We start from the raw sequence: 25,977 nt of genomic DNA, 5'->3' as shown, positions 1-25,977 counted from the left end.
GAAAACAAATAGTAAATTCTACTCCGGAAATTTGCAGATTTTATCAATTTCAAAAAGCTGTAAAATTTCTCAGCTTTATATTTTGGTTTGTGATGAACTTAACATTTTCGCAGGAATGGGCGGGATTATCATGGTGGTAGATTTCCGAAAAGGAGGGCTCAAAATGAGTCGTTTAAATGTAAAAATGATTAGCCTGTTTGCTTCTGTTGGACTTGTTCTTGCAGGGTGTGGGACGGGTGCTGCTACTAAGGTTGAAAAGAAACCTGAAGTGAAAGCGGCCAAACAAGAACAAGTTTCAGAAAAATATTATTTCACCGCCAATGAGGGCGGGACCATCAGCAAGGTCTATGTCAAAGATAATAAGGTGGCCGATACCATCAAGGCAGATGGAGTTGTTCATAATATCCAGCTTTCGCCTGATGGAAAAGTGGTTGCCGCAACACTAATTCCTGAATCTGGGCACGGGCATGGCAGTCACGAAGGAGGAACTTCTGGAAAAGTAGTATTCTATGATGCCTTTACAAATGAACTGTTAAAAGAAGTGGAAGTTGGGAATCATCCGGCGCATATTGTGTATTCAGGGGATGGCAAATACGTATTGGCAACAAACAACGAGGATGACACCGTTTCAGTCATTGACGCGGCAACCTATAAAGTGATCAAAACCGTTCCGACAGGCGATGGCCCACATGGTTTCAGGATTTCTCCAGACAGCCAATTAGCCTATATCGCCAATATGGGTGAGGACACAGTAAGTGTAATCAATCTGGAAACATTCCAGGAAGAAAGAATGAATATAGGAAGTACACCTGTGACAACAGGAGTGACCAAGGACGGAAAGACCCTGGCAGTAACCCTTTTCTCGGAAAACTCACTGGCCATAGTCGATCTTGAAACGAAGCAAGTGGCCAAGGTGGAAGTTGGTACAGGCCCGGCACAGGTCTATATTGGTCCTGACAGCAAGTATGCGTATGTCGCGAACCAGGGCACCGAGGAATCCCCTTCAAGTTCCATGTCAATAGTCGATTTAGAAGCAAAAACAGTTGTCGATGAGATCAAGACAGGAAATGGCGCCCATGGTGTAACGGTAAGCAGTGACGGAAAGTTCGCTTATGTAACTAATATGTTCGATAACACAGTCAGCATCATTGACCTGGCTAGCAAACAAGCAGAAACTATCGAGGTCGGGGAAATACCTAACGGAATCACGATCATGAATTGATTCGAAAAATCCACACATTCTCCACTTTTTCTCGGTATGATGGAAATAAATTCATTCTAAACAAGCGTGAAGGAGGATGGAGATTTATTGGAAACGACTGAGAAAACCATAAAGCTGGCTGTTAATGGCGGCATTGATTTTGGCTCCAAGCTGAATGCCAGGCAGCTTCTGGTCCTGGCGAAATATCTGGGAGAGGACCAGGAACTGGAGCTGACGACGTTTCAGCAGCTGTATATCGAAATACCGGAAAGCCGAAAAGAAGAGGCAATTGCAGAGTTTGAACAGGCTGGCCTCAGCTGTTATCCAGTTGGAAGCTTTGTGAAAAGTCTCCGCACATGTAATTTTTGCAAAGGAGCGGAGGAGGAAGGGATGCCCATTGCCATTGAACTGAACAAAAGGATCGCCGGCAAAGCAGTCCCTTTTACCCTGAAGCCAGCGTACACCGGCTGCCCGGTCGGCTGCGGTGAACCGCTCATCAACGATATCGGCATCATGAAAGTGAAAGACGGCTACAATCTTTATGCCGGGGGAAAATCAAAGGGGCAGGATGCTGCACCGGGAAGCCTGTTATATGAACAGCTTACTCCGAATGAGCTTTATCAAAGAGTTGAGAGTCTCATAGACATATATAATGAGAATGGGAAAAAGCGCGAGCCGGTCCATAAATTCATTGCCCGGTTTGGAAAAGACGAGCTGTTGGAAATGATCAATACAGCATGTAAAAAGTAAAAATAAGATGATTTCATATTCCGTTATGCAAGGCTTGAGAGCATATGGGCAAATCCAATTTTCTGGATTGTCCATATGCTTTTATATTTTATAAAAATAATTTTGACACTTTCCCCACACTTACATATAATAAAAAACAAAAGTTGCACTAAGGAAACTTTTTAAGGTGGAGGAAATATTAATGAGTGAATCAAAAAAAGTCCGTTTATCCGATGGTGAAAAAGGAAACGTCATTAAGCTGACGTGCATATCAGTTGAAGGAGTCATGCGGAGAAGGCTGCTTGATTTAGGATTTGTGCCTGGGGCGATAGTAGAAGTGGTCAGGAAAAGTCCTTTGGGTGATCCAATTGCCTTTCGCGTAAGCAATACTACGATTGCATTAAGGAAAGATGAAAGCATAAAAATCGAAGGGGAGCTGATGGACTGATGAGCAGGCAATTTCGTGTGGCGCTGGCTGGAAACCCTAATACGGGGAAAAGCACATTGTTCAATGTATTGACGGGATTGAAACAGCATACGGGAAACTGGGCGGGAAAGACGGTTGAATTAAAGGAAGGTTCCTTTCAATACAAAGGCAATACTTTTAAACTAGTGGATTTGCCTGGTACTTATTCGCTTTACTCCAATTCTCTTGATGAAGAAGTGGCCCGCAATTATATTGTGTTCGAAAAACCTGATCTCACCCTCGTCGTATTGGACGCTACTGCACTGGAACGGAATTTTAACCTGGCTTTACAGGTTCTTGAGATGACCGGCCAGGTAATCATTTGCGTTAATTTGATAGATGAGGCTGAGAAGATGGGGATTAAAATCAATGAAAAGATCTTAATGAGACGGCTTGGGGTACCGGTCATCAAAATCTCTGCAAGGAATAAATCGGGCATTTCTGCGCTGCTCGATGCCATGGATCGGCTGATGAGCGGTGAGATCACATGTAATCCTGTACCGGTCACCTATGATGAAGAAACCGAAGAAAAAATCGCAGTCCTCATGCCATTGGTCAAACAGCTTCGGAATAGCCGAATTCCATCCAGATGGCTTGCTTTGCGCTTGCTTGATGGAGATAAAGCGCTGCTTGAGGAAATCAGCAAGCGGCAGCAGTATGAGGAGGTGTTGCAGTAATGGAATCCAAATCATTGGATCAAAATCAGCTTTTGGACGAAATTCTTCATCAAGCTGAAAAACTATCAACCTCGGATTCTCGTGACCGAATCGTCGAGAAGCTCTATCAGAATAGCAGTAAATTGGTTCAGGCCGGAGTTACTTACACGAAAAATAAGCACTCTCAGCGGACTGAAAAATTAGATGCGATTTTCACCTCGCCCATCCTTGGTTTCCCGATCATGCTGGTGATGCTCGGGGTGGTCTTTTATTTAACGATTGCCGGCGCAAATGTTCCATCTGCCATGCTGGCTGAATTTTTTGGCTGGATTGAAGGATACCTCACTTTGTTTTTTGAAATGATCCATGCTCCTGAATGGCTTCATGGTGTACTTGTTCTAGGTTTCTATCGTGGCACAACATGGGTGATCAGTGTCATGCTCCCGCCGATGGCGATTTTCTTCCCGACATTTGCCCTCCTTGAAAACTATGGCTACCTCCCGCGTGTTGCCTTTAATATGGACCGACTTTTTAAATCTGTTGGGGCACATGGAAAGCAGTCACTGACAATGGCGATGGGTTTTGGGTGCAATGCGGCGGCGATGATGTCAACGAGAATCATCGAGTCGCCGCGGGAAAGAATGCTGGCGATCCTTACGAATAACTTTGTACCTTGCAACGGAAGATGGGGAACACTGATTGTCCTTGCTTCACTATTCATGGCTTCAGGTTTTACGGGCGGAATGGCAATGGTCGTGACGACGTCGGTCATCGTGGGGATTGTATTGTTTGGCATCATCGTGACATTCTTTGTATCATGGATTCTTTCAAAAACAATGCTTAAAGGAGTTCCGACACATTATACATTGGAGCTGCCTCCATATCGCAAACCGAAAATATTCGATACTGTGATCAGGGCTTCTCTGACAAAATCGCTATCCGTTCTTAACAGGGCGGTTAAAGTCGCGGCGCCCGCAGCCGTCCTGACATGGGTTTTCGCCAACATCGATATAGGCGGAACCAGCATCCTCCTGCATATTGTGCAATTTTTAGATCCTCTTGGGCAATCGCTGGGGCTGGATGGATATATCCTGATGGCTTTCTTGATTGGCCTGCCGGCAAATGAAATTGTATTGCCGGTACTGTTGATGGGTTATTTATCCACAGGGGAACTGATCGATGTGGAAGGAATCGGGGATTTGAAGCAAATTTTCCTGGATCAGGGCTGGACCTGGCTGACAGCTCTCAACATGATGTTGTTTTCACTCCTTCATTATCCTTGCGGAACCACATTGATCAATATTTATAAGGAGACAAAGAGCAAGAAATGGACTTTTATGGCATTCATGATCCCGACTGTCATCGCCTTACTTGTAACATTTGTGATCGCCCAACTGGCAAAGTTATTAGGCTGGGTGTGAAAATAAGCATAAGGGCCAAATAAGTGGGTTGGTCCTTATGCTTTTTGTTTTATCCAAGGCCCGACCAGCAAGCGACACCGTTATTTTTAAGTTGGCAGCGTTTGTTGTTGGCCTGAACGAGATGCTTGCGAATTTGTTCTTTGCCTAATATAGAATGGGTTTCAGGGTATAGGATAGAATAATTAGACAAGGAGTGAAGCGTATGTCCCAAGATGCTTTGTCAAAATGGATTAAGCTGGGTGGCTACATAGTTACTGCTGCATTTGCTGGTATGTTTATCCTCGGTTTCTTCACTGGTGAAACTGATTTGTTGAGCGATCTTTACGAGAAGGTCGGAACAGCAGCCGAAATAGGAGCGATCGCAGCCTTTGCACTATGGCTGGCCAGACTTCTATTCCTGCAATTAAAAAAACGAAAAGTTGGATTTTTGAAGTGGGCCCAGATAGCATACAAGCTTTTGAGGGAGCATCATACACTGATTGGCTGGGCTGCTTTTTCAGGAGCGATTGCGCATGGCTCTTATTTTTTCCTGCAGACTAATGAAGAATGGGAAAGCATCTACAGCGGATTAGCGACATTGATAGGATTTGCTTTTCTTGTAACCTTTGGCTTGATCCTGGACAAGTGGGCAAAGGGGAAGAAGTATCTCGCGTATAAAAAAATCCACCGGGCAATCGCGATTGTTTTTGGGATTGCCTTAGGGGTCCATCTCCTGATCGGTTAATGCCACAAAAAAAGGACTCCGCTGATGTCCGGAGTCTTACTCTTCTACTGTGAATTGTCCCATCATCCCGGCGTCCTCGTGCTCGAGGATGTGGCAGTGGTACATGAACAAACCTTTATGGTCGAATGTCGCAATTGCACGCACTTTTTCTCCAGGTGCGACCAAAATCGTATCTTTCCAGCCACGTTCGTTTGCAGGTGGAGGATTTCCATCCCGGTCCAAAATCAGGAACTGAGTGCCATGGCCATGGAATGGGTGAGCCATTCCCATATTATTGCCCATCATGCCCATGCCCTCGTTCGAAATTTCCCATATCTCTGTATCATGAAGTTTGAGCTGCTCGTCAATCCGATCCATGTCCATCTGTTTGCCGTTGATCGTAACATTGCTTCCCATTCCTGACATGACAAACTCTCTTGTCCTGGAAGCCATGGATTCATCGACTTGCGGAATGTCAGCCAATTGGGAGGGAAGTTCTTTTGGCCCTTTTTCCTCGCCAGTTACGACGAATTTCATGAATGAGGTGCCCTGGTCTGTCAACTCGACTGTCTGGCCCTCTTCATATTCGGAAAAATCCACAATCAGCTCTGCCCGCTCGGCGGAGCTTAAAATGAGGCTGTCCAGCTTCACAGGCTTTTCCATCAGACCGCCATCCGTACCTATCTGGAAAAATTCCTGTCCATTGCTCAATGCGAATTGATAGATCCGCGCATTCGACCCATTGAGCAGCCGGAAACGAACCTTTCCTTTCGGAACCTCAACATACGGATTGATGGCTCCGTTGACCATAATGGTGTCACCCTGGAGACCCATCATCACGTCGTGCATGCTCAAATCATAATCAAACTGGCCATTTTCATCCAGCTGTTTGTCCTGGACAATCAATGGTATATCATTCACACCATATTCATCTGGCAGGTCCAGTTTTTCACTTTCTTCATCATCGATTAAAAATAACCCGGCAAGCCCTTTATAAACATGTTCTCCTGTTTCATGGAGCAGGTGCGGATGGTACCATAATGTTGCCGCGTTTTGTTCGATTTTAAATTGCGGATTCCAGGTAGTCCCTGGCTGGATTCCGTTGTGAGGACCGCCATCATCCTCACCATCCACTTCGAGACCATGCCAGTGTAGAGTGGTTGCTTCACCAATCTCATTTTTCACTTTGACAGAAACGTCATCGCCCTTTTTGACGCGAATGACTGGGCCAAGGTAATCGCCATTATACCCGAATGTATCTGTAGCTTTTCCTTCTAAAAACTCCATCGAACCTTTTTGGGCAACAAGAGTGAATTCTGCTTTGCCCGGGTCGGGATTCTCGTCTTCAAGGATTGGCGGAATCGGCAGGGGCTTTTCTTTCTCTGAAAAAGAGTCATTTTTCATATCTTCAACAGCGCCAGAACTGCCCCCCATCATGCCGCCATTGCTCATTCCGCCGCCGTTCATCATGCTGCCCCCCTGGCCAGGCATATTTCCGCCTGCACCACCGCTCATCATCCTCATGAAAAACCATCCACTTCCGATGATTAAAACAATAATGATGATCGCTGCAATGGCTGTCTTTTTCATTTTTGCGCCTCCCTTGATGTATGCTTAATTTTTTTTATTGTATTTATAATACCTCATCCTGTATTTTAAAAGCGTCATATAGAACCTATCAGCAAAATGTGCATTTTTCATGGATTATGATCTTTTTCTTTAGAAAGGATAGTATCCCATCAGACTGGGCACTGCTAAGAAGTAAATTCATTCAAAGAGGATGTCATTATGGCTTTATCGATTTATCTAACGATATCTATTCTGATCCTGCATTTTACGTACCATTTGCGCAAGCCGCTCAGTTTTCTGGAGAATGGAATCATTTTCATGGTGGTTGCGATCATTACGCGCCAATGTTTGACGCTGTTGGCACTGGAGTGGGGCCTGTACAGAATGACAGAGGATTCCTGGCTTTTCATTTGTTTACTTTTGTGCCGGGATTTATTGACTCCGTTAATGACCATTATTTTTATCAATTTTTATGTCCGTGCTGTTGCGTGGGGTTCAAAAATGACTGCTTTTTTTATCGCTCTTGGGGTCTTGCTTGCTCTCCATAAGCTAGCGGTTGATTTTGACCTTATCACCTATATAAAATGGAACTTTTTCTATACCACTTTGTTGAATGCCGGTTTCCTGCTCAGTGGGATTGCCGTTTTTAAGATCATTTCAATTTTTAAACCAATGGAGAATGTTGATAATGAAAGTTTATGATAGGGCGTTTAATGAAAATGAGTGGTTTGTCATCATCAGCATCATTGTCATGAATGCTGCGATTTGGTTCGCACCGAAAGTCTTCAGCAAGCTGGAGGTGATGGGTTACTATATTTTCGGCATATACATCGGCCTGTTCTACGACCACACAATCAGCATAAAACCCTGGGACTTCTATGATGTAAACGATACGTCTTCGTATCAGTTCATCGACTTCCTCAGTTACATCATGTATGGTCCGTATAGTTACTTTTTTATCTATTTTTATCAAAAATGGAATATCAGGCGTATGAAAATCATTCCTTACCTCCTTGTCTGGTCTGCTGTTTCGATTGTATTGGAATGGATTGGCCTAAAGGTCGGCCTGTTCCATTTTGATAAAGGCTATAAAATGCACTGGTCATTCCCGATTTATCTGTTTTCGCAAAGCTTGATGATTATGTTTTACTATTTGAGCGTGAAAAAGAGAGGATCATGAAAAAACTGGAAATTAATACGGCAGTCCATTATAATTTAATGGGTAAGTTTGGAGATGAGGGGGTTGAAAATATGGTTAGAAAAGTGATATTGTGTCTTCTCCAAATTGTGGTGCAATACATATCGGGTGTGCTCATTTTCATCTTCATCGGCAGTCTGCCAGTCCTCCTGAGGGATTTGACCTTTGATACGGAAGGATATTTCAAAAGCATAAAGGACCTTGCCATCAAGATTTTCACATTGACTGGCCTGACATACAATGGCCAGCATGAGATGCTGCCGGCGGTGATGGGCCGCTTTTTCTATTCGATGACGACATTGGGCACGGCTCTTATCGCGGCCACAGCTGCGGCGTTCCTGCTGTCCTATTTGCTCGTTCTCTTTTTTGAAAAGCAAAAAGACTATATTCTAAGCTTCATAGAAATCATCCGGTCCGTTCCTGATGTGCTATGGATGTTCCTGCTGCAGGCGGTAGTGATCTGGGTTTTTAAGACCTTTGGCGTGAAATTCGTCCAGACGACTTCGCTTGGAACCGATCACCAGGCTTTCCTGCTGCCGCTGATCAGCCTGAGCCTGCCGCTTTTTCTGTTCCTGACGCAGATTATCGTCCTTAAAATCTTTGAAGAATTGGATCAGCAGTACATTTTGCTGGCAAAAGCAAAAGGCCTGTCGTATTTTTATATGCTGAATGTCCATGTGCTCCGCAATATCAGCCAGGATTTGCAGGGTCACTTCAAGACGATTGTCTGGATGATGCTTTCAACGCTTGTCATGGTTGAATACATATTTAACCTGGACGGTTTGATGCTGTTCAATATCAAGCATATATCCGTCGAACTATTCGTGTTTAGCTGCATTCTATTTTTCACGCCGTTTTTCCTGATTTACAGACTAATAGATTTTAGAAGGTTAACCTTATGAGCAAATTGCTGAAAACGAAGAAATTCATATTTGGAGTATCTTTTTTGACGATTCTTCTGGTCCTGAGCATTTTGAACACCGTTGTGAACGACGGGAAAATCAGGCAGGTTCCTTTCGTCTACAATGAAGATGGAAGCCTGGACAAGGCTCCGCCGTATCCGCCATTTGATGTTTTTGTTTTGGGGTCGGACATGTATGGCTATGATATGCTCCATACGGTCATTGAGGGAGCGAAATATTCAATCGGCATCGTCTTGATTGTCGCTTTTTTAAGGATGGTTTTATCGGTTGTGCTCAGTTATTTCCTTTTCAGGGTCCCGGAACGGATCTTCAAGCTGCTAAAAGCGATTGCCGAGCCTTTGTCATTTTTCCCACAGACGCTGATTGCCTACTTCCTGCTGGCCACGGTCGTCATGTATACGATCAACGGCTTCAATCACCCTTTATGGGTCAGGGTGGTCTATGAATTCATCATTTTGGTATTGATCGCGCTGCCGGCCTTGACTGTCCAGCTGATTGAGCAAAAGCGCCGCATTTGGAAGGAGGAATTCATCGAGTCAGCCATTACACTGGGAGGAAGCAAGCGCCATATCTATTTCAAGCACATCCTTCCGCAGCTTTATGAAGAATGGATATTGATGTTTGGCCAGCAATTCCTGCAGGTGCTTACGCTGCTTGTCCACCTTGGTGTCATGCTCGTCCTCTTCGGCGGGACGATCTTGGGCGAAGGGCCGCCTTCCTCGGTCACCCATGAATGGTCTGGATTGATCGGCCTGAACAAGCGCTTTATGCTTGCATATGAATGGATTGTCTATGTGCCAATCCTGTTTTTCGCCATGACCGCCCTGAGTGTGGCAATGATTAACAAGGCCCTGAGCGACTTTTTCAGCCATAAGGATATGGTAAGGAAGAACAAGGGGACATAACACTTTTGTACTATAAAAATACCCCGTTTGATGAATAGTCATTTTCCAAAGCTTTTGTCATAATAGTGTTCAACGAAACTCTATATGAGTTTGGCCCATTCATTGGCTAGTGGCACCCCCATTCGGCCAGTGAATGGGTTTTATTTGTAATATAGAACCTGTCGTTATAAAATTAATTAACTGAAAATTCTAAACGCGATAGGGGTGAAACAAGTGAAACAAAAAAGGGAGTGGTATGCGAAGCTGTTCATGAATTCAGTTACACTGCTTGGCTGGGTACTCATCCTTTATTCATTTGTAAAAATAGAATTGCCTGCTGAAGCGGTTGTTTTTGCACTTCTGTTCTTATTCCTGCTTATTAGCGAGTACTACCCAATGCCGGTGTGGAGGGGCCATACAGCCATCACATTTCCCGTGGTCTACGTGTTGTTCTTGCTGTATGGATTTTCGTATACTGCGATTGCTTATGCAGCTGCCGTCCTGATCGTGAACATCATCCATAGAAGACCGCTTCGGACGGTTTTGTTCAACCCCGCCCAGCTGGTGCTGAGCTTTTACTCTGCCGCCATGCTTTTGCCTGTAATGGAGCCTTTGCTTGCGATAATTGCACCCGCACCGATTTTCCAGGGAATGCTGGGTTATCTTTTCCTGTTGGCAGTCTATGTACTGGTAAACAATGTGATTGTCGACCTCGTCCTTTTCATCAGGCCGCAGCATTATTCGTTTAAAGTTTGGAAGCAAAAAACGATCACAGAAATGAATAGTGCGGCAATTTCATTGATTTACGGCATTACCCTTTATGTCGTCGGCAGCCAAAACCGCGGTGAAATCGATGTCTTTGCCTACTTCTTCTTTTTCTCGCCGCTTGTCGGGATTTCCCTTTTGAGCGCGACGGTTGCCAGGCTGAAAAGGGAGAAGAACCGATTGAAGCTGCTTTTTTCAATCACCTCCGAGTTGAACCAGATGCTTCCTTCACAAGACTGGCTGTCGGCATTAAGCGGCAGCTTCAACGAATTGATTGGAGCAGAGGCAAGTTCATTATGGATTAAACGGGATGGCGAATGGGAGCTTAGCTTCAAAGATGGGAGGACCATATTGAATTGCGAGCTGCCATCAGAGGCGTTTGCTGAATTTGACGGCATGCGCAGTCCTGTTGTCTATAATGACCGCAAAAAAGATGGCGGTGTGGCAGCTGCGTGTTTTGAAGATGACGTGAAGGCGTTCGTCTACTCACCGCTTGTCATCGAGAATGAAACAATCGGGATGTTCATCGTCGCGAGGAGCCGGACGAAAAGCTTTGAGGACCATGATGTCCAATCAATTGCGACACTGGCCAACCAGCTTGCTGTCATTATCAAAACAAGGATGCTTTTTACTGAAAAGGAAAAGCGGATTGTCCTTGAAGAACGGAACCGGATTGCCCGCGATATCCATGACGGTGTGGCTCAGACTCTTGCCGGGGCGGTCATGAAGCTTGAGACCGCGGGTAAGAAGTTCACGAAAAACCCAGAAGAAACAAGGAAGCTTGTGGACGAAAGTGTCAGCGGCCTCAGGGAAAGCCTGAAGGAGGTCCGCGAGTCGATTTATGCATTGCGTCCATATCCGACGCAGAAAGCGACCCTGGCAGAAGCGATTTTGCGGAAAATCGAAGCTGTCCAGAAGGAATACAAGATGGATATCGAATTCGAGATCAGAGGCAAGGAGCAGGAGCTTAGCCCGATGGTCGAAAAGGTTCTGTTCGACACCTTCCAGGAGAGCCTGCACAATGCCATCAAGCACTCACAGGCAATGAAGGCAGAGGTTCTCTTAAGCTATCAAACGGAGCATATCCTTTTAAAAATCAAGGATGAAGGAAAAGGGTTCTCTCTGTTCCAGGCAATGCTCAAGGCGAGGAACCAGCCGCATTTCGGCATCCTGCAGATGAACGATGCTGCTGAAAAAATCAACGCTTCCCTGCAGATCGACAGCAAGGAAGGCTCGGGAACGGAAGTGAGCATCACCGTTCCTAGAATGGGAATCGAGGGGGAAAACATACATGATCAGGCTCATGCTAGTGGATGACCATGCTGTACTGCGCGATGGGCTGCGAAACATCCTGTCCGTTGAAGAAGATATCGAAGTCGTCGGTGAAGCTGTTTCCGGGGATGATGCCCTTTTGAAGGTGGAAAATTGTCAGCCGGATATGATTTTGATGGATATCAACATGCCGATGAAAAATGGTGTCGAAGTCACTGGCATTTTAAAAAAGAAATACCCGAATATCAAAATTCTTGTGCTGACGATGCATAGCCACGAGGAATACTTCATGTCCGCAATCCGCGAAGGAGCGGATGGATATTTATTGAAGGACGCGCCATCCGACCAGGTCGTCGAAGCGATCAGGACCGTCGCCCGCGGCGAATCGGTCATTCATCCCTCGATGACCAGGAAACTGCTCGCCTTTCACCAGCAAAAACAAACAGAGCAGGAGGACACGACCCTGACTGAGCGCGAAAAAGAGGTGCTTCTATGTCTGGTCGAAGGCCTCAGCAACAAAGAAATTGCCGACCGCCTGTTCATCAGCGACAAAACGGTGAAAATCCACGTCAGCAAAATTTTCAAAAAGCTGAACGTCAAGAGCCGTTCACAGGTTGTCATCCATGCTGTCCAGCATCAGCTCGTACCAATCCCGCCGACATCAAGCGGAGTATAAAGAGAGTCCTCATGACGAGGGCTCTTTTTCTTTGTATAGGAAATTATAAAAGCATTTTTGTGTGGATAACTGCATATGGGTGTTTTAATCCAGCTCCAGCGCCTAGCCCCTCGAGACGCTTCGGTCCTGCCAATGAAGTCAAAGAACGACTTCACTGTCAGGCCCTCCAGCGCTTGTCGGGGCTGAACAAGGCGCTTGCGCTTTTTGTTCTTTAGATACTACTTTGGTAGTATCGAAGATTAGTACAGAAGATATCATTTTTTAAACCCAATGCAGAATGGTTTTCGTGTAAATATTATGGGAATATTAAGAAAAAAATAAGGGGCTGAAAAATTAATGAAGTTAAAAGCTGCATTTTTATCATTTATTCTCACGGCCGCGACAGTCTTTGCTGCGATGGTTCCAGGGACAGCGACTAAGGCAGTTGAGCCTGGTACAGCAGTTGTGGACTCTGAACTGACAGAAACCCTGCTGAAGAGCATCACGCCGGTCGAAGCAATCGTCACTTTTAATAGTGATGAAGGGGTCATGCCGGAGCAGGTAAATCTTTTGGAGAAGCTTGGCATCACGAAGGGCCTGACGCTGAACAAATTGCCAATCGCGGGAATTCTCGCGACAAAATCGCAGATTGATCAGCTTGCTCAAAGTGACCAGGTGGTTTCAATCTATTTGAACAAAAAGCTGGAGTACGAAAACGCCGAAGCTACGGATCTCACCGGCGTTGACCAGGTTCGAACAGATGACACAATGAGAAAGCTGAACGGCGGCTTGCCGGTCACTGGCAAGGGGATTGGCGTCGTCATCAATGACAGCGGGGTCGACGGAACGCATCAGGATCTGGAATTCGGCAGCCATCTCGTCCAGAATGTGCTGGGATCCACCAACCTGAATGCACTAAGCACGCTTTTGCCTATTTCATATATTGAAAATGTCCCAAACACTGATTCAAGTTCCGGCCATGGCACACATGTAGCTGGTATTGTAGGCGGAACTGGCGAAATGTCTGGAGGAAAATATGAAGGGGTTGCTCCTGGCGCGAACCTGATTGGCTATGGATCAGGCGCAGCGGTTGCAATGCTTGATACTCTTGGCGGATTTGATTATGCGCTGACCCATCAGCAGCAGTACAATATCCGCGTCATCACGAATTCCTGGGGAGACACGGGTGACGCCGGAACTGACTTTGATCCATACAATCCTATTAATATCGCAACAAAAAAACTGTACGACCGCGGAATCGTGACAGTATTCTCCGCCGGGAATTCTGGTCCGGAATCAAAAACGATTTCCGGGAATTACAAAAAGGCACCATGGGCAGTGACCGTTGCAGCCGGGGATAAATCAGGAAAGCTCGCCGACTTTTCATCACGCGGCGAAGAGGGCCGGGGAGGAACCGTCACTGTCGACGGCCAGACATGGAAATGGATCGATCAGCCGACAGTGACATCACCAGGAGTCGACATCATTTCAACCAGAGTCATCAGCCCCCTCGTGGCGCTTGGAGCAACCTCTGACGCTGAATATATAGAGCCGGCATACCTGCCTTATTACACAACGATGAGCGGAACATCGATGGCCGCACCGCACGTCGCCGGCATCATTGCTCTTATGCTGGAGGCAAACCCGTTGCTGTCACCTTCCGAGGTAAAATCAATCCTTGAAAACACCGCCACAGCAATGCCGGATTACGCTGAGTGGGAAGTCGGCGCCGGTTATGTGAACGCTTATAAAGCGGTAGATGCAGCTTTTAAAATGAAAAAGTGATGATTAGTTGATCTCCCTTGCCGTTGCGAGGGAGATTTTTGCAATGCTGAAGTGAGAAAAAAACTAGCGAATGACGCGCATCTTACGTCTGCACTACTCCATCTACAACTTTTGTACGATGCCAAAATAGACATTCCGGAAATAAAGTTTATAACCTTAGAAGAATAGTTTTGCAGCAGGGATTTCATGATAATTAAGTTAGGAATATTCAAAATTTTAATATAGTGAGAGGAGAATATGATGAAACGTTTTATGTATCTGTTGCTGGCATTCCTGCTGTTTATGCCGTTTTTTGCCGTTCCACAGGGGAAGGCGAGCAGTCTTGCGGTAATTGACCCGCTTGTCACCAAGGCGTTTGACATGGCAAGTTCACTGCAAGTCATTGTCACTTTCAAGGGGGACAGCGCACCAACAAGCTCCCAGCTATCTCTGTTAAAAACGCTCGGAATTGAAACGGGAGTAAGCATGAAGTCCCTGCCGATTGCCGGGGTCATCGCGACAAAGGATCAGATTGAGCAGCTGGCGGCAAATCCGGAAGTTCAATCAATCTATATGAACAAGAAGCTCTCTTACTTCAACGCAGATGCCACAGCGATCACCGGCGTCGATAAAGCAAGGACAGACGACAGCTTCCGGAAAGCAAATGGAGGACTGCCGGTTTCAGGAAAAGGAGTAGGTGTCGTCGTGAACGACAGTGGCATTGACGGAACGCATAAGGACCACGAATTGGGTAAAAATCTGGTCCAGAATGTAATGGCCCAGACAAATCTGAATGCACTGGCTCCGGGATTGCTGCCAATCAGCTACCAGGAAAATGTCCCCAACACTGACTCGAACTCAGGACATGGTACACATGTTGCCGGAACGGTTGGCGGAACGGGGGCGATGTCAGGCGGCAAATATGAAGGTGCAGCACCTGGCGCTGACTTGATTGGCTATGGCTCAGGAGCGGCATTATTCGTCCTTGATGGAATCGGCGGTTTTGACTACGCGATCACTCATCAATCACAGTACAATATCCGTGTCATCACGAATTCATGGGGTTCATCAGGTGACTTCGATCCAAATGATCCGATCAATATTGCCAGCAAAAAAGCGCACGACCGCGGCATCACAGTTCTCTTTGCGGCAGGAAATGAAGGTCCCGGGGAGAACACTCATAATCCGTACGCTAAAGCTCCATGGGTCATTTCCGTTGCGGCCGGAGTCAAAGATGGCACACTGGCTGATTTTTCTTCAAGGGGAACAAAGGGTGTCGGCGGTACTTTTACAATGAATGGCAAGGAATGGACATGGAAGGATGAACCGACAGTGACGGCTCCGGGGGTAGATATCGTTTCAACCCGTGTCCTCGCGCCGGTATCAAGCCTGTCAGCCGACCAGGATGCGCAAACAATCGAGACTGCTTACCTGCCTTATTACACAACCATGAGCGGGACCTCAATGGCGACGCCACATGTTGCCGGGATCGTCGCTTTGATGCTCGATGCGAATCCACAGTTGTCACCGGATGAAATCAAATCCATCCTTGAACAGACCGCTACGAATATGCCAGGCTATGAAACATGGGAGGTCGGTGCAGGTTATGTGAATGCCTATGCAGCCATCGATCAGGCATTCAATGATACTGCCTATGGATCAACCCTGAACTCAACCCAGACATTCTATAGCAATGTTGATTCATCAACGGAGCGAAAGGAATTTTCAGTTGATTATAATCCGCTCACATTTATTTCGGATAACAAATATGAATTCACTGTCGAAGAAGGCATGTCCAGCATTGTGGCAAAAGTAGACGGAGCGGGTCTGATGGAGCAAACGGGCAATCCAATCAACCTGGTGCTGATTGCTCCGGACGGCAAGGAATACAGCTCAGGTGTAAGCCTGCTGTTCCCGCTCTACTATGACCGCACCGTATCGGTCACATCACCTGTACCTGGTGCATGGAAGGCTGAAATCCGCGGGCTTCGCGGGGCAGATGCCAATCCGCTAGGCCTGGCTCTTCCAGAAACGGTAAAAGGAGAGATGGCGTTCACGAAGGTCAGCGGTTTCTCCGGATTGAATGATATTGCCGGACACCCAGCAGCTGAAGCAATTAAAATGGGGGTGGGCGAGCGTTTATTTGATGGCTTCTCGAATGGCGCCTTCAAACCTGATGCACTTTTAACAAGAGCTGAGCTGGCAAAATACCTGGTAATGGGAGCAGAAATCAAGCAATCACTCCCAGCAGCCCCAAGTTTCACGGATGTTTCAAGCTCAGACATTCCATTCATTGAAGCAGCAACTGCCAAAGGAGCCTCCTTCCGGGATCAGCAGCATATCCAGAACGGAGTCATTCTTCCTAAAGCAACAGGCAAATTTGCGCCAAAGGATGGCGTGACTCGCGCAGAATTGGCATACTCACTCGTCCAGGCATTGGGCATGCAAAAAGAGGCGGAAGAATTCGATGGCCAGCTGACCGTACAGTATAATGATGAGAGAATTGCCATTTCAGATGCAGCAGAAGTTCCGGAACATCTGAAAGGCTATGTTCAGATGGCGCTGGACCTGAACATCCTAAATGCGAACTTCGCTGTAACACAGGGTCCATACGATTTAAAACCAAAAGTAACAGCAAGCTTCAGCCCAACTGCAAAAAACACACGCGGAGACTTTGCAGTTGCGATGACACGTTACTATAATGCATTTCTGAAATAGGGTAAAATGTGAACAGGCCTAAAATGGTCTGTTCTTTTTCGCATGGGCTAATCCCTGGCAGCGTCCATAGTTCAGAAAGTCATTAAACAAATACGATTCTTTTGAAAGAGGAGGAATTCAGTTGCGGAATATTGAGGCTGTCTTTTTTGATTTGGACGGTACCCTCCTGGATCGTGAAACATCTCTCGTAAAATTTATTGAAGCCCAGTACGACCGCTTTCAAATTGAATTGCAAGTGATAGACAAACAGATTTATAAAGAGAGATTCATTGAATTGGATGCCCGCGGATATGTATGGAAGGATAAAGTCTACAGCCAGCTCTTACAAGAATTCAACATAGCGTCACTGACATGGGAAGAGTTGATGGAAGATTACATAATGAATTTCAAGCATTCGTGCACAGGATTTAATAACCTGAACGAGGTAGTTGGGAAACTTAAGCAAATGGATCTGGGGCTGGGCATCATTTCGAATGGCAAGGCTAATTTCCAGATGGACAATATAAAGGCTTTAGGAATTGAGGGTTACTTTGATACCATTCTCATCTCTGAAGCAGTGGGATTGAGGAAACCTGACTTACGAATCTTCAGGAAGGGGATTGACGCTCTTGGTGTATCAGCATTTGGCAGTATATTTGTAGGTGACCATCCAGAATATGATGTGGCTGCCTCCAAATGTGCCGGGATGATTGGGATTTTGAAGCGTAATGACTATTGGCACAGCGCGGAAGCTGATTTTATCATTAAAGAATTAGAAGAGTTGTTAGGGATCATCGGAAAAGGAGCTGAAAATCATGACTGATTTTAAGGTTACATATCATCCCCCAAGCATTTCAGACTATATCAATCTTCGTCTCGAAGCAGGTTTGAGCGCGAAATCGGAGGAAGCCGTGCGAATCGGACTGAAAAATTCATTATTTGCTGTCACTGTTTATGAACATACCACGCTAGTGGCGATGGGAAGGATCATTGGCGATGGCGGGGCGTTTTTTCAAGTAGTAGATATCGCCGTCAAGCCGGCTTATCAGGGTAAGGGATTGGGAAGACTTGTGATGGAGGAGCTTTGCACATACCTTGAACAACATACATACGAAGGTTCTTATGTCAGCTTGATTGCGGATTCACCGGCAAATAAGCTGTATGAAAAATTTGGTTTTGACTATACTTATCCTGCTTCCTATGGAATGTATCGTAAGTACTAACAAGTGGTAATGGAAGGAAAATCCTGCGCTAATAATTGTTGGGAAAATTGGTTTTTTACCCCATGTGGTATTCTTCTTGGATTCTAAATGTGTTTTAATTAGCAAAGTGAAAAATAAAGCAGCAGTAATTTTAGATTGAAGGATGGTTGAGATCTAAGATGAAATACGCGCCTGAAGATATACAGCTAATTAAAGACCAGCTTGGCAGCCAATCATTACCTAGCATTGCCAGAAGGCTGAATCGCAGTCTTACAGCCCTTGAAGTGAAGATCACCAGATTGGGACTGTCCCACACGAAATCTTACACGGGAATGCTGACCGCAGGAGAACTGGCAAACATCCTCAAGATAGACCGAAATACCGTGATGCAATGGATCCTTAATCATGAATTGGATTCCCATCAGCGGATTACCCGCAATAAGAAGAAATTTACCTTCATCAACATTGATGATTTTTGGGCGTGGGCTGAAAGTAAGCGCCATAAAATTGACTTTTCCAAACTAGAGCTTGATGCACTCCCTCCTGAACCGGAGTGGGTGGCAGAAGAGCGTAAAACCGTTCGGCAAGTCACGAATTATAAAGCATGGACGAAAAAAGAAGAGAAGCTCCTGATGGAATTCTACTGCTGCGGCAAGTCGTTGGGCGAAATCTCTGAATTGCTAGGGAGGACGCGAGAATCCATTCGCAAAAAAATCAATAGAGTTATTCATAATAAGCAATGAGAAAAATTGAAAATCCTGGTAACTCAACATTAATCTTGTAATACTTGTAAAATAATAGTATATTTTTCCTATCAAACTATTGTTAAATAGTAACAGATTAGTTGTTAACGTCCCCGGGAGGATTCAGTATGGATATTTATGTTGCCAGGCAGCCTATATTTGATTTGAATGAGAAAACTGTTGCGTATGAATTGCTTTACAGGAGCAGCGCAGTCAATACTTATCAGCATACAGATGGGGACCAGGCTACAACGGACGTTATTGTGAATAGCTTCTTGAATATCGGGGTCAAAGATTTATCGAATGGCAAACCTTGTTTCATTAATTTTACTGATAATCTATTAAAACTGGGTGTTCCTTCTTATTTCAATCCATTATCCATTGTGGTGGAAATTCTTGAAACCGTTGAATTGAATGATGAGATCCTGAAAATTTGCCAGGAATTGAAATCGCATGGATACACTATTGCGCTGGATGATTTTTTTGTTTCCCAGTGGAATGAACTGACGGTCCGATTATTGGACTTTATTGATATAATCAAAATCGATTTCAGGACGACCAGCCGAACGGACAGGCTGGAAATGATCCGCTTTTTAAAGGGAAGGGCCATCCGGTTTCTTGCTGAAAAAGTCGAAACGATCGATGAATATCTTGAAGCGAAGGAAGATGGGTTCGTATTCTTTCAGGGTTTTTACTTTAGCAAGCCAGTTATCCTGAACAGCTATGATATCCCATCTTATTATCATTCCTATTTTCAGATTCTGAAAGAAACCGAGAGCCCGGAACCAGACCTGGAAAAAATAAAGGATGTCATTGAAAAGGATATATCCCTTTCCTACAAACTGTTAAGATTGATCAATAACCCGGTTTTCAGGCCGCGGAACGAGATTTCCTCGATTAAGCAGGCTATTATCCTTTTAGGGCTTAATGAAATAAAAAAATGGATCTATGTACTGGCCATCAGGGGAGCAGTCACAGGTACCGGCAATTCCAAGGAAAGGGAAATCATTGAATTGTCCCTAAAGCGGGGAAAGCTGGGGGAACTGATTGGCAGGAAGGTAGGAAGAGAGGTATTGGCCTCTAAGTATTTCCTTCTCGGAATGTTTTCCCTGATGGATTCCCTGCTGCACCATCCGATGGAGGACTTGCTTCAAGACTTGCCTCTCAGCAATGAATTGAAGGATGCCTTATCGGGTGAAAAGAATGATGAATACGTCATGCTTCAATTTTTAATAGATATTGAGCATGCCTTCCACGAAAATCTTGAGCTTGCTTTCAACCCGACCACGATGAGCAAGGAAGAGCTCTTCAGGCTTTATGGAGAGGCGAGTGACTGGGCAGCCAAGGTATTGACTGAAGTGAATCCATAATCTTTAAAGCATGCTGCTGCATGCTTTTTCTTTTAGGCTCTTTTCTCAAACTTTGTTGCTATTGACTACTAAATGGGATTGAATGATAGTTTTCTTCATAAAATAAAAGCTTATCATGAGAAAAGAGCTTGCACACTTAAAAACGAACTGCAAAATGGCTTTTTAGCACGTTAAAATCGGCTTTAAGATTTTAACAACATCTTTCGATAACAACCTTCATTTGCAAAGTAAATTCTTGTAACCTGCCGCTAAAAAAGCTATATTTTTTACATAGATAAAGTCGTTTTGAAAAAGTTCGAAATTCTCTCTGAATGAGGTGTTTTTCCATTGGTGCTGAAATATTTGTCCGCACTGCTCCTGCCTGGTTTCATGGTCGTGTTTTTTTCCCGGGTTGCCTATAATCATGTCCTTGCGCTTGTATTGACAGTCGCATTGATCGCGGCTTCTGTTTATAAAGGGTATACGGATACCTTTCTGCTGATCGTCGTTGACGCTTTCTCGTTGACGTTTGGCTTCTTTCTGGCCAATCAGATGAGGAGCAGGAACAAGAAATAGCTGAAAAAACTTAAATCAAGCCTGTCGAATTCTGTTCGGCAGGTTTTTCCTATTACAGCAGGCAAAACCGAAGTTCAATCAAACATTTGATTAACAATCATTCGACATTGCTCAACAGTGTCTTTTAAAAGAAGAATAATAATTCGAATGTCTGTTCGCTTTTTGTTGGTTTGTTTTACCTGCTTTGTGGTAGAATGAGGATATGACTTTTTTGACAACCGTGTAAGGCTTATATATAGGAAGGTTCATTTTCCACTGCGAAATGAACCCGACAGAAATTAAATTACAGGAGGCTTTTCTGTGAAGGACCAATTTGAATTAGTCTCGAAGTATTCCCCGCAGGGAGACCAGCCTGCGGCAATAACAGAGCTGGTGAAAGGCATTCGCGATAACAAGAAGCACCAGACGCTCCTTGGCGCGACAGGAACAGGTAAGACGTTCACGATTTCGAATGTCATCAAGGAAGTGAACAAGCCGACGCTTGTCATTGCCCACAATAAGACATTGGCAGGGCAGCTCTACAGCGAGTTCAAGGAATTTTTCCCGAATAATGCGGTTGAGTATTTTGTCAGTTACTATGATTACTACCAGCCGGAGGCCTATGTGCCTCAGACGGATACATTCATTGAAAAAGATGCGAGCATCAATGATGAGATCGACAAGCTGCGCCACTCAGCTACTTCGTCTTTGTTCGAGCGCAAGGATGTCATCATCATTGCCAGTGTATCCTGCATCTATGGTCTCGGTAATCCGGATGAATACCGTGACATGGTCGTGTCGCTCCGGACTGGGATGGAGATTGAGCGGAACAAACTGCTCCACAAGCTGGTTGATATCCAGTACGAACGGAATGATATTGACTTCAAGCGTGGGACGTTCCGTGTCCGCGGTGATGTTGTTGAGATCTTCCCTGCATCACGTGATGAGCATTGCATGAGGATTGAGTTTTTCGGTGATGAGATTGACCGGATTCGCGAAGTCGATGCGCTCACTGGCGAGATCATCGGTGAACGTGACCATGTCGCGATTTTCCCGGCATCCCACTTCGTAACCCGCGAAGAAAAGATGAAGATCGCGATCGAGAATATTGAAAAAGAACTAGAAGAGCGCCTTGAAGTGCTTCGTGCCGAGGAGAAATTGCTTGAGGCTCAAAGGCTTGAGCAGCGGACAAGGTATGACCTTGAGATGATGCGCGAGATGGGCTTCTGTTCAGGAATCGAAAACTACTCGCGCCACCTGACTTTAAGGCCGGCGGGTGCGACTCCTTATACATTGCTTGATTACTTCCCCGATGACTTTTTGATTGTCGTCGATGAGTCGCATGTTACATTGCCGCAAATACGGGGAATGTTTAATGGTGACCAGGCACGTAAACAAGTGCTTGTTGACCATGGGTTCCGCTTGCCGTCAGCTATGGATAACCGTCCGCTGACATTTGCCGAATTCGAGAAGCATGTCAAACAGGCGGTGTTCGTCTCGGCGACTCCAGGGCCGTACGAACTGGAGCATACACCGGAAATGGTCCAGCAGATCATCCGTCCTACTGGATTACTTGATCCGACAATCGATGTAAGGCCGATTGAAGGCCAGATCGATGACCTGATCGGCGAAATCCAGGAGCGGACGAAGCGGAATGAGCGTGTACTGGTAACAACCTTGACGAAGAAAATGTCAGAGGATCTGACCGATTACCTGAAGGAAATCGGCATCAAGGTCCAGTACCTGCACTCAGAGGTCAAGACGCTTGAGCGGATTGAAATCATCCGCGAGCTGCGGCTTGGTAAATATGATGTCCTTATCGGAATCAACCTTTTGAGGGAAGGATTGGATATTCCGGAGGTATCGCTGGTGACGATTCTGGATGCCGATAAGGAAGGCTTCCTCCGTTCAGAAAGATCGCTCATCCAGACGATCGGACGTGCAGCGAGGAATGAAAACGGTCATGTCATCATGTATGCGGACAAGATGACCGATTCGATGACAAAGGCGATCAGTGAAACGAAGCGCCGCCGTGAAATCCAGGAGGAATATAACAAAAAGCATGGCATCACACCGCAGACGATCCAGAAGAGTATCCGCGACGTGATCCGTGCGACGATTGCTGCCGAAGATCAGGAAGCGTACAGCCCGGCAGAAGGTCTGAAGAAGCTGACAAAGAAAGATCGCGAACAAGTAATTTTAAATATGGAAAAGGAAATGAAGGAAGCAGCAAAGGCCCTCAACTTCGAACGGGCAGCCGAGCTGCGTGACCTCATTCTTGAGTTGAAAGCGGAAGGATGACGATAACATGGCTATGGATAAACTGATTGTCAAAGGCGCCAGGGCCCATAATTTGAAAAATATAGATGTCACCATTCCGAGAGACAAGCTTGTTGTGCTGACAGGACTTTCCGGTTCAGGGAAGTCCTCGCTGGCGTTCGATACGATTTACGCTGAAGGGCAGCGCCGCTATGTGGAATCATTGTCTGCATACGCGCGCCAGTTCCTCGGCCAGATGGACAAGCCGGATGTCGATTCAATCGAAGGATTGTCTCCGGCGATTTCCATCGACCAGAAAACAACAAGCCGGAACCCGCGTTCAACAGTGGGAACGGTGACCGAGATTTATGATTATTTGCGACTGTTATTCGCAAGGGTGGGAAGACCAACCTGCCCGGTGCACAATATAGAGATTACCTCACAGACGATTGAACAGATGGTCGATCGCGTGCTGGAATATCCGGAGAGAACGAAGCTGCAAATTATGGCTCCGCTCGTTTCCGGCCGTAAAGGCACCCATGCAAAAGTCCTTGAGGATGTAAAAAAGCAGGGCTATGTCCGTGTCCGCGTTGACGGGGAAATGCTCGACCTGGGTGACGAAATCGAGCTTGAAAAGAACAAGAAGCATTCGATCGAAGTCGTCATCGACCGGATTGTCATCAAGGAAGGCATAGCTGCACGCTTGGCGGACTCACTTGAATCTGCACTCAAGCTAGGTGAAGGCAATGTGCTGATTGACGTGATGGGCGAGGAAGAATTGATGTTCAGCGAAAACCATGCCTGCCCGATTTGCGGTTTTTCAATCGGTGAGCTGGAGCCGCGGATGTTCTCATTCAACAGCCCGTTCGGTGCCTGCCCGGAATGTGACGGACTCGGCGCAAAGCTGGAGGTTGATGTCGACCTGGTCATCCCGAATAAGGAGCTTTCATTAAAGCAGCATGCCATTGCCCCGTGGGAACCGACGAGCTCGCAATACTATCCGCAGCTGCTTGAGGCAATCTGCAATCACTATGGAATCGATATGGATATGCCGGTAAAGGATCTCCCAGACAACCAGATGGAGAAGATTCTCTATGGTTCCACTAAAGACAGGATTTACTTCCGTTACGAGAACGACTGGGGACAGGTCAGGGAAAATTATATTGTTTTCGAAGGCGTATTGAAGAATGTGGAGCGCCGTTATAAGGAAACTAGCTCTGACTATATCCGCGAGCAGATGGAGAAGTATATGGGCGAGCACGCCTGCCCGACATGCAAAGGCTATAGGCTGAAGCGTGAAACCCTGGCGGTACTGGTTGACGGCCGCCATATCGGTGAAGTAACAGCATTATCGGTTGAGAAAGCACATCAATTTTTCGAGGGCCTTGAACTTTCTGAAAAAGAAATGAAAATTGCCAACATGATTTTCCGTGAAATCACTGAGCGGCTTGGCTTCCTGATAAATGTGGGTCTGGATTATCTGACGTTGAGCCGCGCTGCCGGAACGCTATCCGGCGGGGAAGCTCAGCGGATCAGGCTGGCAACCCAGATTGGTTCGCGTCTAACCGGAGTGCTTTATATCCTTGATGAGCCGTCCATCGGTTTGCATCAGCGCGACAATGACAGGCTGATTGATACGCTGAAAAATATGCGTGACATCGGCAATACCTTGATTGTCGTCGAACATGATGAAGATACGATGTTAGCGGCTGACCACCTGATCGATATCGGTCCTGGTGCTGGCATCCATGGCGGGGAAATTATCTCCCAGGGTACGCCGGCAGAGGTGATGGATGATCCAAATTCGCTTACGGGCCAGTATCTCTCAGGCAAAAAATTCATTCCGCTGCCAATCGAGCGCCGCAAACCAGACGGCCGCTATATTGAAATCAAAGGCGCAAAGGAAAACAACCTGAAAAATGTCAATGTGAAGTTCCCGCTCGGAACCTTCATGGCCGTCACAGGTGTATCCGGTTCCGGCAAAAGTACCCTGATCAATGAAATCCTTCATAAATCGCTGGCGATGAAGCTGCACAGAGCAAAAAGCAAGCCAGGCGAGTTCAAGGAAATAAAAGGTATCGATTACCTCGACAAGGTCATCGATATCGATCAGTCGCCAATCGGCCGTACGCCAAGATCAAACCCGGCAACCTATACGGGTGTGTTCGATGACATCCGTGATGTGTTTGCGTCGACGAATGAAGCAAAAGTCCGCGGCTATAAAAAGGGCCGCTTCAGCTTCAATGTAAAAGGCGGCCGCTGTGAAGCCTGCCGCGGAGACGGTATTATCAAAATCGAGATGCACTTCCTGCCTGACGTATACGTCCCATGTGAAGTATGCCATGGTAAGCGTTACAACCGCGAGACTTTGGAAGTGAAATACAAAGGAAAGAATATTTCAGATATCCTTGATATGACGGTTGAGGCAGGGGTTGAATTCTTTGCTAATATTCCGAAGATCGCCCGCAAATTGCAGACGATTTACGATGTCGGCCTTGGTTATATCAAACTCGGCCAGCCGGCGACGACTCTTTCCGGCGGGGAAGCCCAGCGCGTCAAGTTGGCATCCGAGCTGCACCGACGCTCAACAGGACGTTCGCTTTATATCCTGGATGAGCCGACAACCGGTCTGCACGTCGATGATATATCCCGCCTGCTTGTCGTCCTCCAGCGTCTCGTCGAAAATGGCGACACCGTGCTGGTCATCGAACATAATCTCGATGTCATCAAAGCCGCTGACTATATCGTCGACCTTGGCCCGGAAGGAGGAGACCGCGGCGGCACCATCGTCGCTACCGGCACTCCGGAAAAAATCGCCGAAGTGGAAGAATCTTATACCGGCCGGTACCTCAAGCCGATATTGGAACGCGATAGACTGCGGATGAAAGAGCAGATCGAGGAAAAAGAAAAAAGTACTAGCAATGCGTAATCTATATGAAAAAATCTCTTCCTTTTCGGGAAGAGAT

At 46.1% G+C, this 25,977-nt stretch carries 22 protein-coding genes; 21 read left to right on the top strand and 1 reads right to left on the bottom strand.

Annotation, left to right across the window (positions count from 1 at the left end):
* Positions 1–163: 163 nt before the first annotated feature.
* The 6 genes from QNH36_RS21510 to QNH36_RS21485 all read left to right on the top strand — a co-directional run bounded on the left by QNH36_RS21510 (position 164) and on the right by QNH36_RS21485 (position 5,197).
* Positions 164–1,222 carry a YncE family protein gene (locus QNH36_RS21510; protein WP_283904163.1) on the top strand — a complete coding sequence of 353 codons (1,059 nt, stop codon included), beginning with the start codon at positions 164–166 and terminating at the stop codon, positions 1,220–1,222.
* Positions 1,223–1,309: 87 nt separating this feature from the next.
* Positions 1,310–1,951, top strand: a complete 642-nt coding sequence (locus QNH36_RS21505; RefSeq protein ID WP_283904162.1) for an NAD(P)/FAD-dependent oxidoreductase — start codon at positions 1,310–1,312, stop codon at positions 1,949–1,951.
* Between the two features lie 181 nt (positions 1,952–2,132).
* Complete coding sequence (locus tag QNH36_RS21500; protein WP_283904161.1) at positions 2,133–2,378, top strand: FeoA family protein; 246 nt, start codon at positions 2,133–2,135, stop codon at positions 2,376–2,378.
* Complete coding sequence (locus QNH36_RS21495) at positions 2,378–3,073, top strand: FeoB small GTPase domain-containing protein (RefSeq protein ID WP_283904160.1); 696 nt, start codon at positions 2,378–2,380, stop codon at positions 3,071–3,073. Before QNH36_RS21500 ends, QNH36_RS21495 begins: the two co-directional genes overlap by 1 nt.
* The gene (locus QNH36_RS21490) at positions 3,073–4,473 is read left to right on the top strand and encodes a nucleoside recognition domain-containing protein (RefSeq protein ID WP_283904159.1); all 1,401 of its coding nucleotides are present in this window, start codon (positions 3,073–3,075) and stop codon (positions 4,471–4,473) included. Before QNH36_RS21495 ends, QNH36_RS21490 begins: the two co-directional genes overlap by 1 nt.
* Before the next feature lie 202 nt (positions 4,474–4,675).
* Entirely contained in the window at positions 4,676–5,197 is a 522-nt protein-coding gene (locus QNH36_RS21485; RefSeq protein WP_283904158.1) for a hypothetical protein, read from the top strand.
* A 36-nt stretch (positions 5,198–5,233) separates the two neighbouring features.
* Here QNH36_RS21485 and QNH36_RS21480 read toward each other — a convergent pair whose 3' ends face one another.
* Entirely contained in the window at positions 5,234–6,766 is a 1,533-nt protein-coding gene (locus QNH36_RS21480; protein WP_283904157.1) for a multicopper oxidase family protein, read from the bottom strand.
* A gap of 198 nt (positions 6,767–6,964) precedes the next feature.
* Here QNH36_RS21480 and QNH36_RS21475 point away from each other — a divergent pair, with 198 nt between their 5' ends.
* The 15 genes from QNH36_RS21475 to uvrA all read left to right on the top strand — a co-directional run bounded on the left by QNH36_RS21475 (position 6,965) and on the right by uvrA (position 25,940).
* Positions 6,965–7,447, top strand: a complete 483-nt coding sequence (locus QNH36_RS21475; protein ID WP_283904156.1) for a hypothetical protein — start codon at positions 6,965–6,967, stop codon at positions 7,445–7,447.
* Entirely contained in the window at positions 7,434–7,925 is a 492-nt protein-coding gene (locus QNH36_RS21470) for a hypothetical protein (protein ID WP_283904155.1), read from the top strand. The genes QNH36_RS21475 and QNH36_RS21470 overlap by 14 nt, the downstream gene beginning before the upstream one ends.
* Positions 7,922–8,845 carry an ABC transporter permease subunit gene (locus QNH36_RS21465; protein ID WP_283904154.1) on the top strand — a complete coding sequence of 308 codons (924 nt, stop codon included), beginning with the start codon at positions 7,922–7,924 and terminating at the stop codon, positions 8,843–8,845. Before QNH36_RS21470 ends, QNH36_RS21465 begins: the two co-directional genes overlap by 4 nt.
* On the top strand, positions 8,842–9,771 hold the full coding sequence (locus tag QNH36_RS21460; protein ID WP_283904153.1) for a peptide ABC transporter permease: 930 nt from the start codon (positions 8,842–8,844) through the stop codon (positions 9,769–9,771). Before QNH36_RS21465 ends, QNH36_RS21460 begins: the two co-directional genes overlap by 4 nt.
* Before the next feature lie 213 nt (positions 9,772–9,984).
* A complete protein-coding gene (locus QNH36_RS21455) occupies positions 9,985–11,832 on the top strand; it encodes a GAF domain-containing sensor histidine kinase (protein ID WP_283904152.1) in 1,848 nt (615 codons plus the stop codon).
* Positions 11,807–12,463 (top strand): response regulator, encoded by a 657-nt coding sequence (locus tag QNH36_RS21450; RefSeq protein WP_144477964.1) that lies wholly within the window; start codon positions 11,807–11,809, stop codon positions 12,461–12,463. Before QNH36_RS21455 ends, QNH36_RS21450 begins: the two co-directional genes overlap by 26 nt.
* Positions 12,464–12,799: 336 nt before the next feature.
* Positions 12,800–14,227, top strand: coding sequence for a S8 family serine peptidase (locus QNH36_RS21445; RefSeq protein ID WP_283904151.1), 1,428 nt, complete (start codon positions 12,800–12,802; stop codon positions 14,225–14,227).
* 237 nt (positions 14,228–14,464) lie between these two features.
* Positions 14,465–16,924, top strand: coding sequence for a S8 family serine peptidase (locus tag QNH36_RS21440; RefSeq protein WP_283904150.1), 2,460 nt, complete (start codon positions 14,465–14,467; stop codon positions 16,922–16,924).
* A 121-nt stretch (positions 16,925–17,045) separates the two neighbouring features.
* The gene (locus QNH36_RS21435) at positions 17,046–17,726 is read left to right on the top strand and encodes an HAD family hydrolase (RefSeq protein WP_283904149.1); all 681 of its coding nucleotides are present in this window, start codon (positions 17,046–17,048) and stop codon (positions 17,724–17,726) included.
* Positions 17,719–18,126, top strand: a complete 408-nt coding sequence (locus tag QNH36_RS21430) for a GNAT family N-acetyltransferase (protein ID WP_251543003.1) — start codon at positions 17,719–17,721, stop codon at positions 18,124–18,126. The genes QNH36_RS21435 and QNH36_RS21430 overlap by 8 nt, the downstream gene beginning before the upstream one ends.
* Before the next feature lie 146 nt (positions 18,127–18,272).
* Positions 18,273–18,848: a helix-turn-helix domain-containing protein gene (locus tag QNH36_RS21425; RefSeq protein ID WP_283904148.1), complete on the top strand. Its 576-nt coding sequence runs from the start codon at positions 18,273–18,275 to the stop codon at positions 18,846–18,848.
* A gap of 128 nt (positions 18,849–18,976) precedes the next feature.
* The gene (locus QNH36_RS21420; protein ID WP_283904147.1) at positions 18,977–20,218 is read left to right on the top strand and encodes an EAL and HDOD domain-containing protein; all 1,242 of its coding nucleotides are present in this window, start codon (positions 18,977–18,979) and stop codon (positions 20,216–20,218) included.
* 327 nt (positions 20,219–20,545) lie between these two features.
* Positions 20,546–20,773 (top strand): CsbA family protein, encoded by a 228-nt coding sequence (locus tag QNH36_RS21415; RefSeq protein ID WP_144477956.1) that lies wholly within the window; start codon positions 20,546–20,548, stop codon positions 20,771–20,773.
* 300 nt (positions 20,774–21,073) lie between these two features.
* Positions 21,074–23,053 (top strand): excinuclease ABC subunit UvrB, encoded by a 1,980-nt coding sequence (uvrB, locus tag QNH36_RS21410; protein WP_144477954.1) that lies wholly within the window; start codon positions 21,074–21,076, stop codon positions 23,051–23,053.
* A 7-nt stretch (positions 23,054–23,060) separates the two neighbouring features.
* On the top strand, positions 23,061–25,940 hold the full coding sequence (uvrA, locus tag QNH36_RS21405) for an excinuclease ABC subunit UvrA (RefSeq protein ID WP_283904146.1): 2,880 nt from the start codon (positions 23,061–23,063) through the stop codon (positions 25,938–25,940).
* Positions 25,941–25,977: the final 37 nt, after the last annotated feature.

This window comes from Mesobacillus sp. AQ2, from assembly GCF_030122805.1.
Taxonomy (GTDB): domain Bacteria; phylum Bacillota; class Bacilli; order Bacillales; family Cytobacillaceae; genus Mesobacillus; species Mesobacillus oceanisediminis_A.
This window is presented reverse-complemented; position numbering and strand designations above follow the sequence as displayed.

Excerpts from the sequence above, each read along its gene's own strand:
- QNH36_RS21510 (WP_283904163.1), top strand. The coding sequence starts at position 164 with ATGAGTCGTTTAAATGTAAAAATGATTAGCCTGTTTGCTTCTGTTGGA.
- QNH36_RS21495 (WP_283904160.1), top strand. The coding sequence starts at position 2,378 with ATGAGCAGGCAATTTCGTGTGGCGCTGGCTGGAAACCCTAATACGGGG.
- QNH36_RS21440 (WP_283904150.1), top strand. The coding sequence starts at position 14,465 with ATGATGAAACGTTTTATGTATCTGTTGCTGGCATTCCTGCTGTTTATG.
- QNH36_RS21475 (WP_283904156.1), top strand. The coding sequence starts at position 6,965 with ATGGCTTTATCGATTTATCTAACGATATCTATTCTGATCCTGCATTTT.
- QNH36_RS21470 (WP_283904155.1), top strand. The coding sequence starts at position 7,434 with ATGAAAGTTTATGATAGGGCGTTTAATGAAAATGAGTGGTTTGTCATC.
- QNH36_RS21450 (WP_144477964.1), top strand. The coding sequence starts at position 11,807 with ATGATCAGGCTCATGCTAGTGGATGACCATGCTGTACTGCGCGATGGG.
- QNH36_RS21445 (WP_283904151.1), top strand. The coding sequence starts at position 12,800 with ATGAAGTTAAAAGCTGCATTTTTATCATTTATTCTCACGGCCGCGACA.
- QNH36_RS21500 (WP_283904161.1), top strand. The coding sequence starts at position 2,133 with ATGAGTGAATCAAAAAAAGTCCGTTTATCCGATGGTGAAAAAGGAAAC.
- QNH36_RS21430 (WP_251543003.1), top strand. The coding sequence starts at position 17,719 with ATGACTGATTTTAAGGTTACATATCATCCCCCAAGCATTTCAGACTAT.
- uvrA (WP_283904146.1), top strand. The coding sequence starts at position 23,061 with ATGGCTATGGATAAACTGATTGTCAAAGGCGCCAGGGCCCATAATTTG.
- QNH36_RS21480 (WP_283904157.1), bottom strand. The coding sequence starts at position 6,766 with ATGAAAAAGACAGCCATTGCAGCGATCATCATTATTGTTTTAATCATC.
- QNH36_RS21485 (WP_283904158.1), top strand. The coding sequence starts at position 4,676 with ATGTCCCAAGATGCTTTGTCAAAATGGATTAAGCTGGGTGGCTACATA.
- QNH36_RS21420 (WP_283904147.1), top strand. The coding sequence starts at position 18,977 with ATGGATATTTATGTTGCCAGGCAGCCTATATTTGATTTGAATGAGAAA.
- QNH36_RS21465 (WP_283904154.1), top strand. The coding sequence starts at position 7,922 with ATGAAAAAACTGGAAATTAATACGGCAGTCCATTATAATTTAATGGGT.
- QNH36_RS21460 (WP_283904153.1), top strand. The coding sequence starts at position 8,842 with ATGAGCAAATTGCTGAAAACGAAGAAATTCATATTTGGAGTATCTTTT.
- QNH36_RS21490 (WP_283904159.1), top strand. The coding sequence starts at position 3,073 with ATGGAATCCAAATCATTGGATCAAAATCAGCTTTTGGACGAAATTCTT.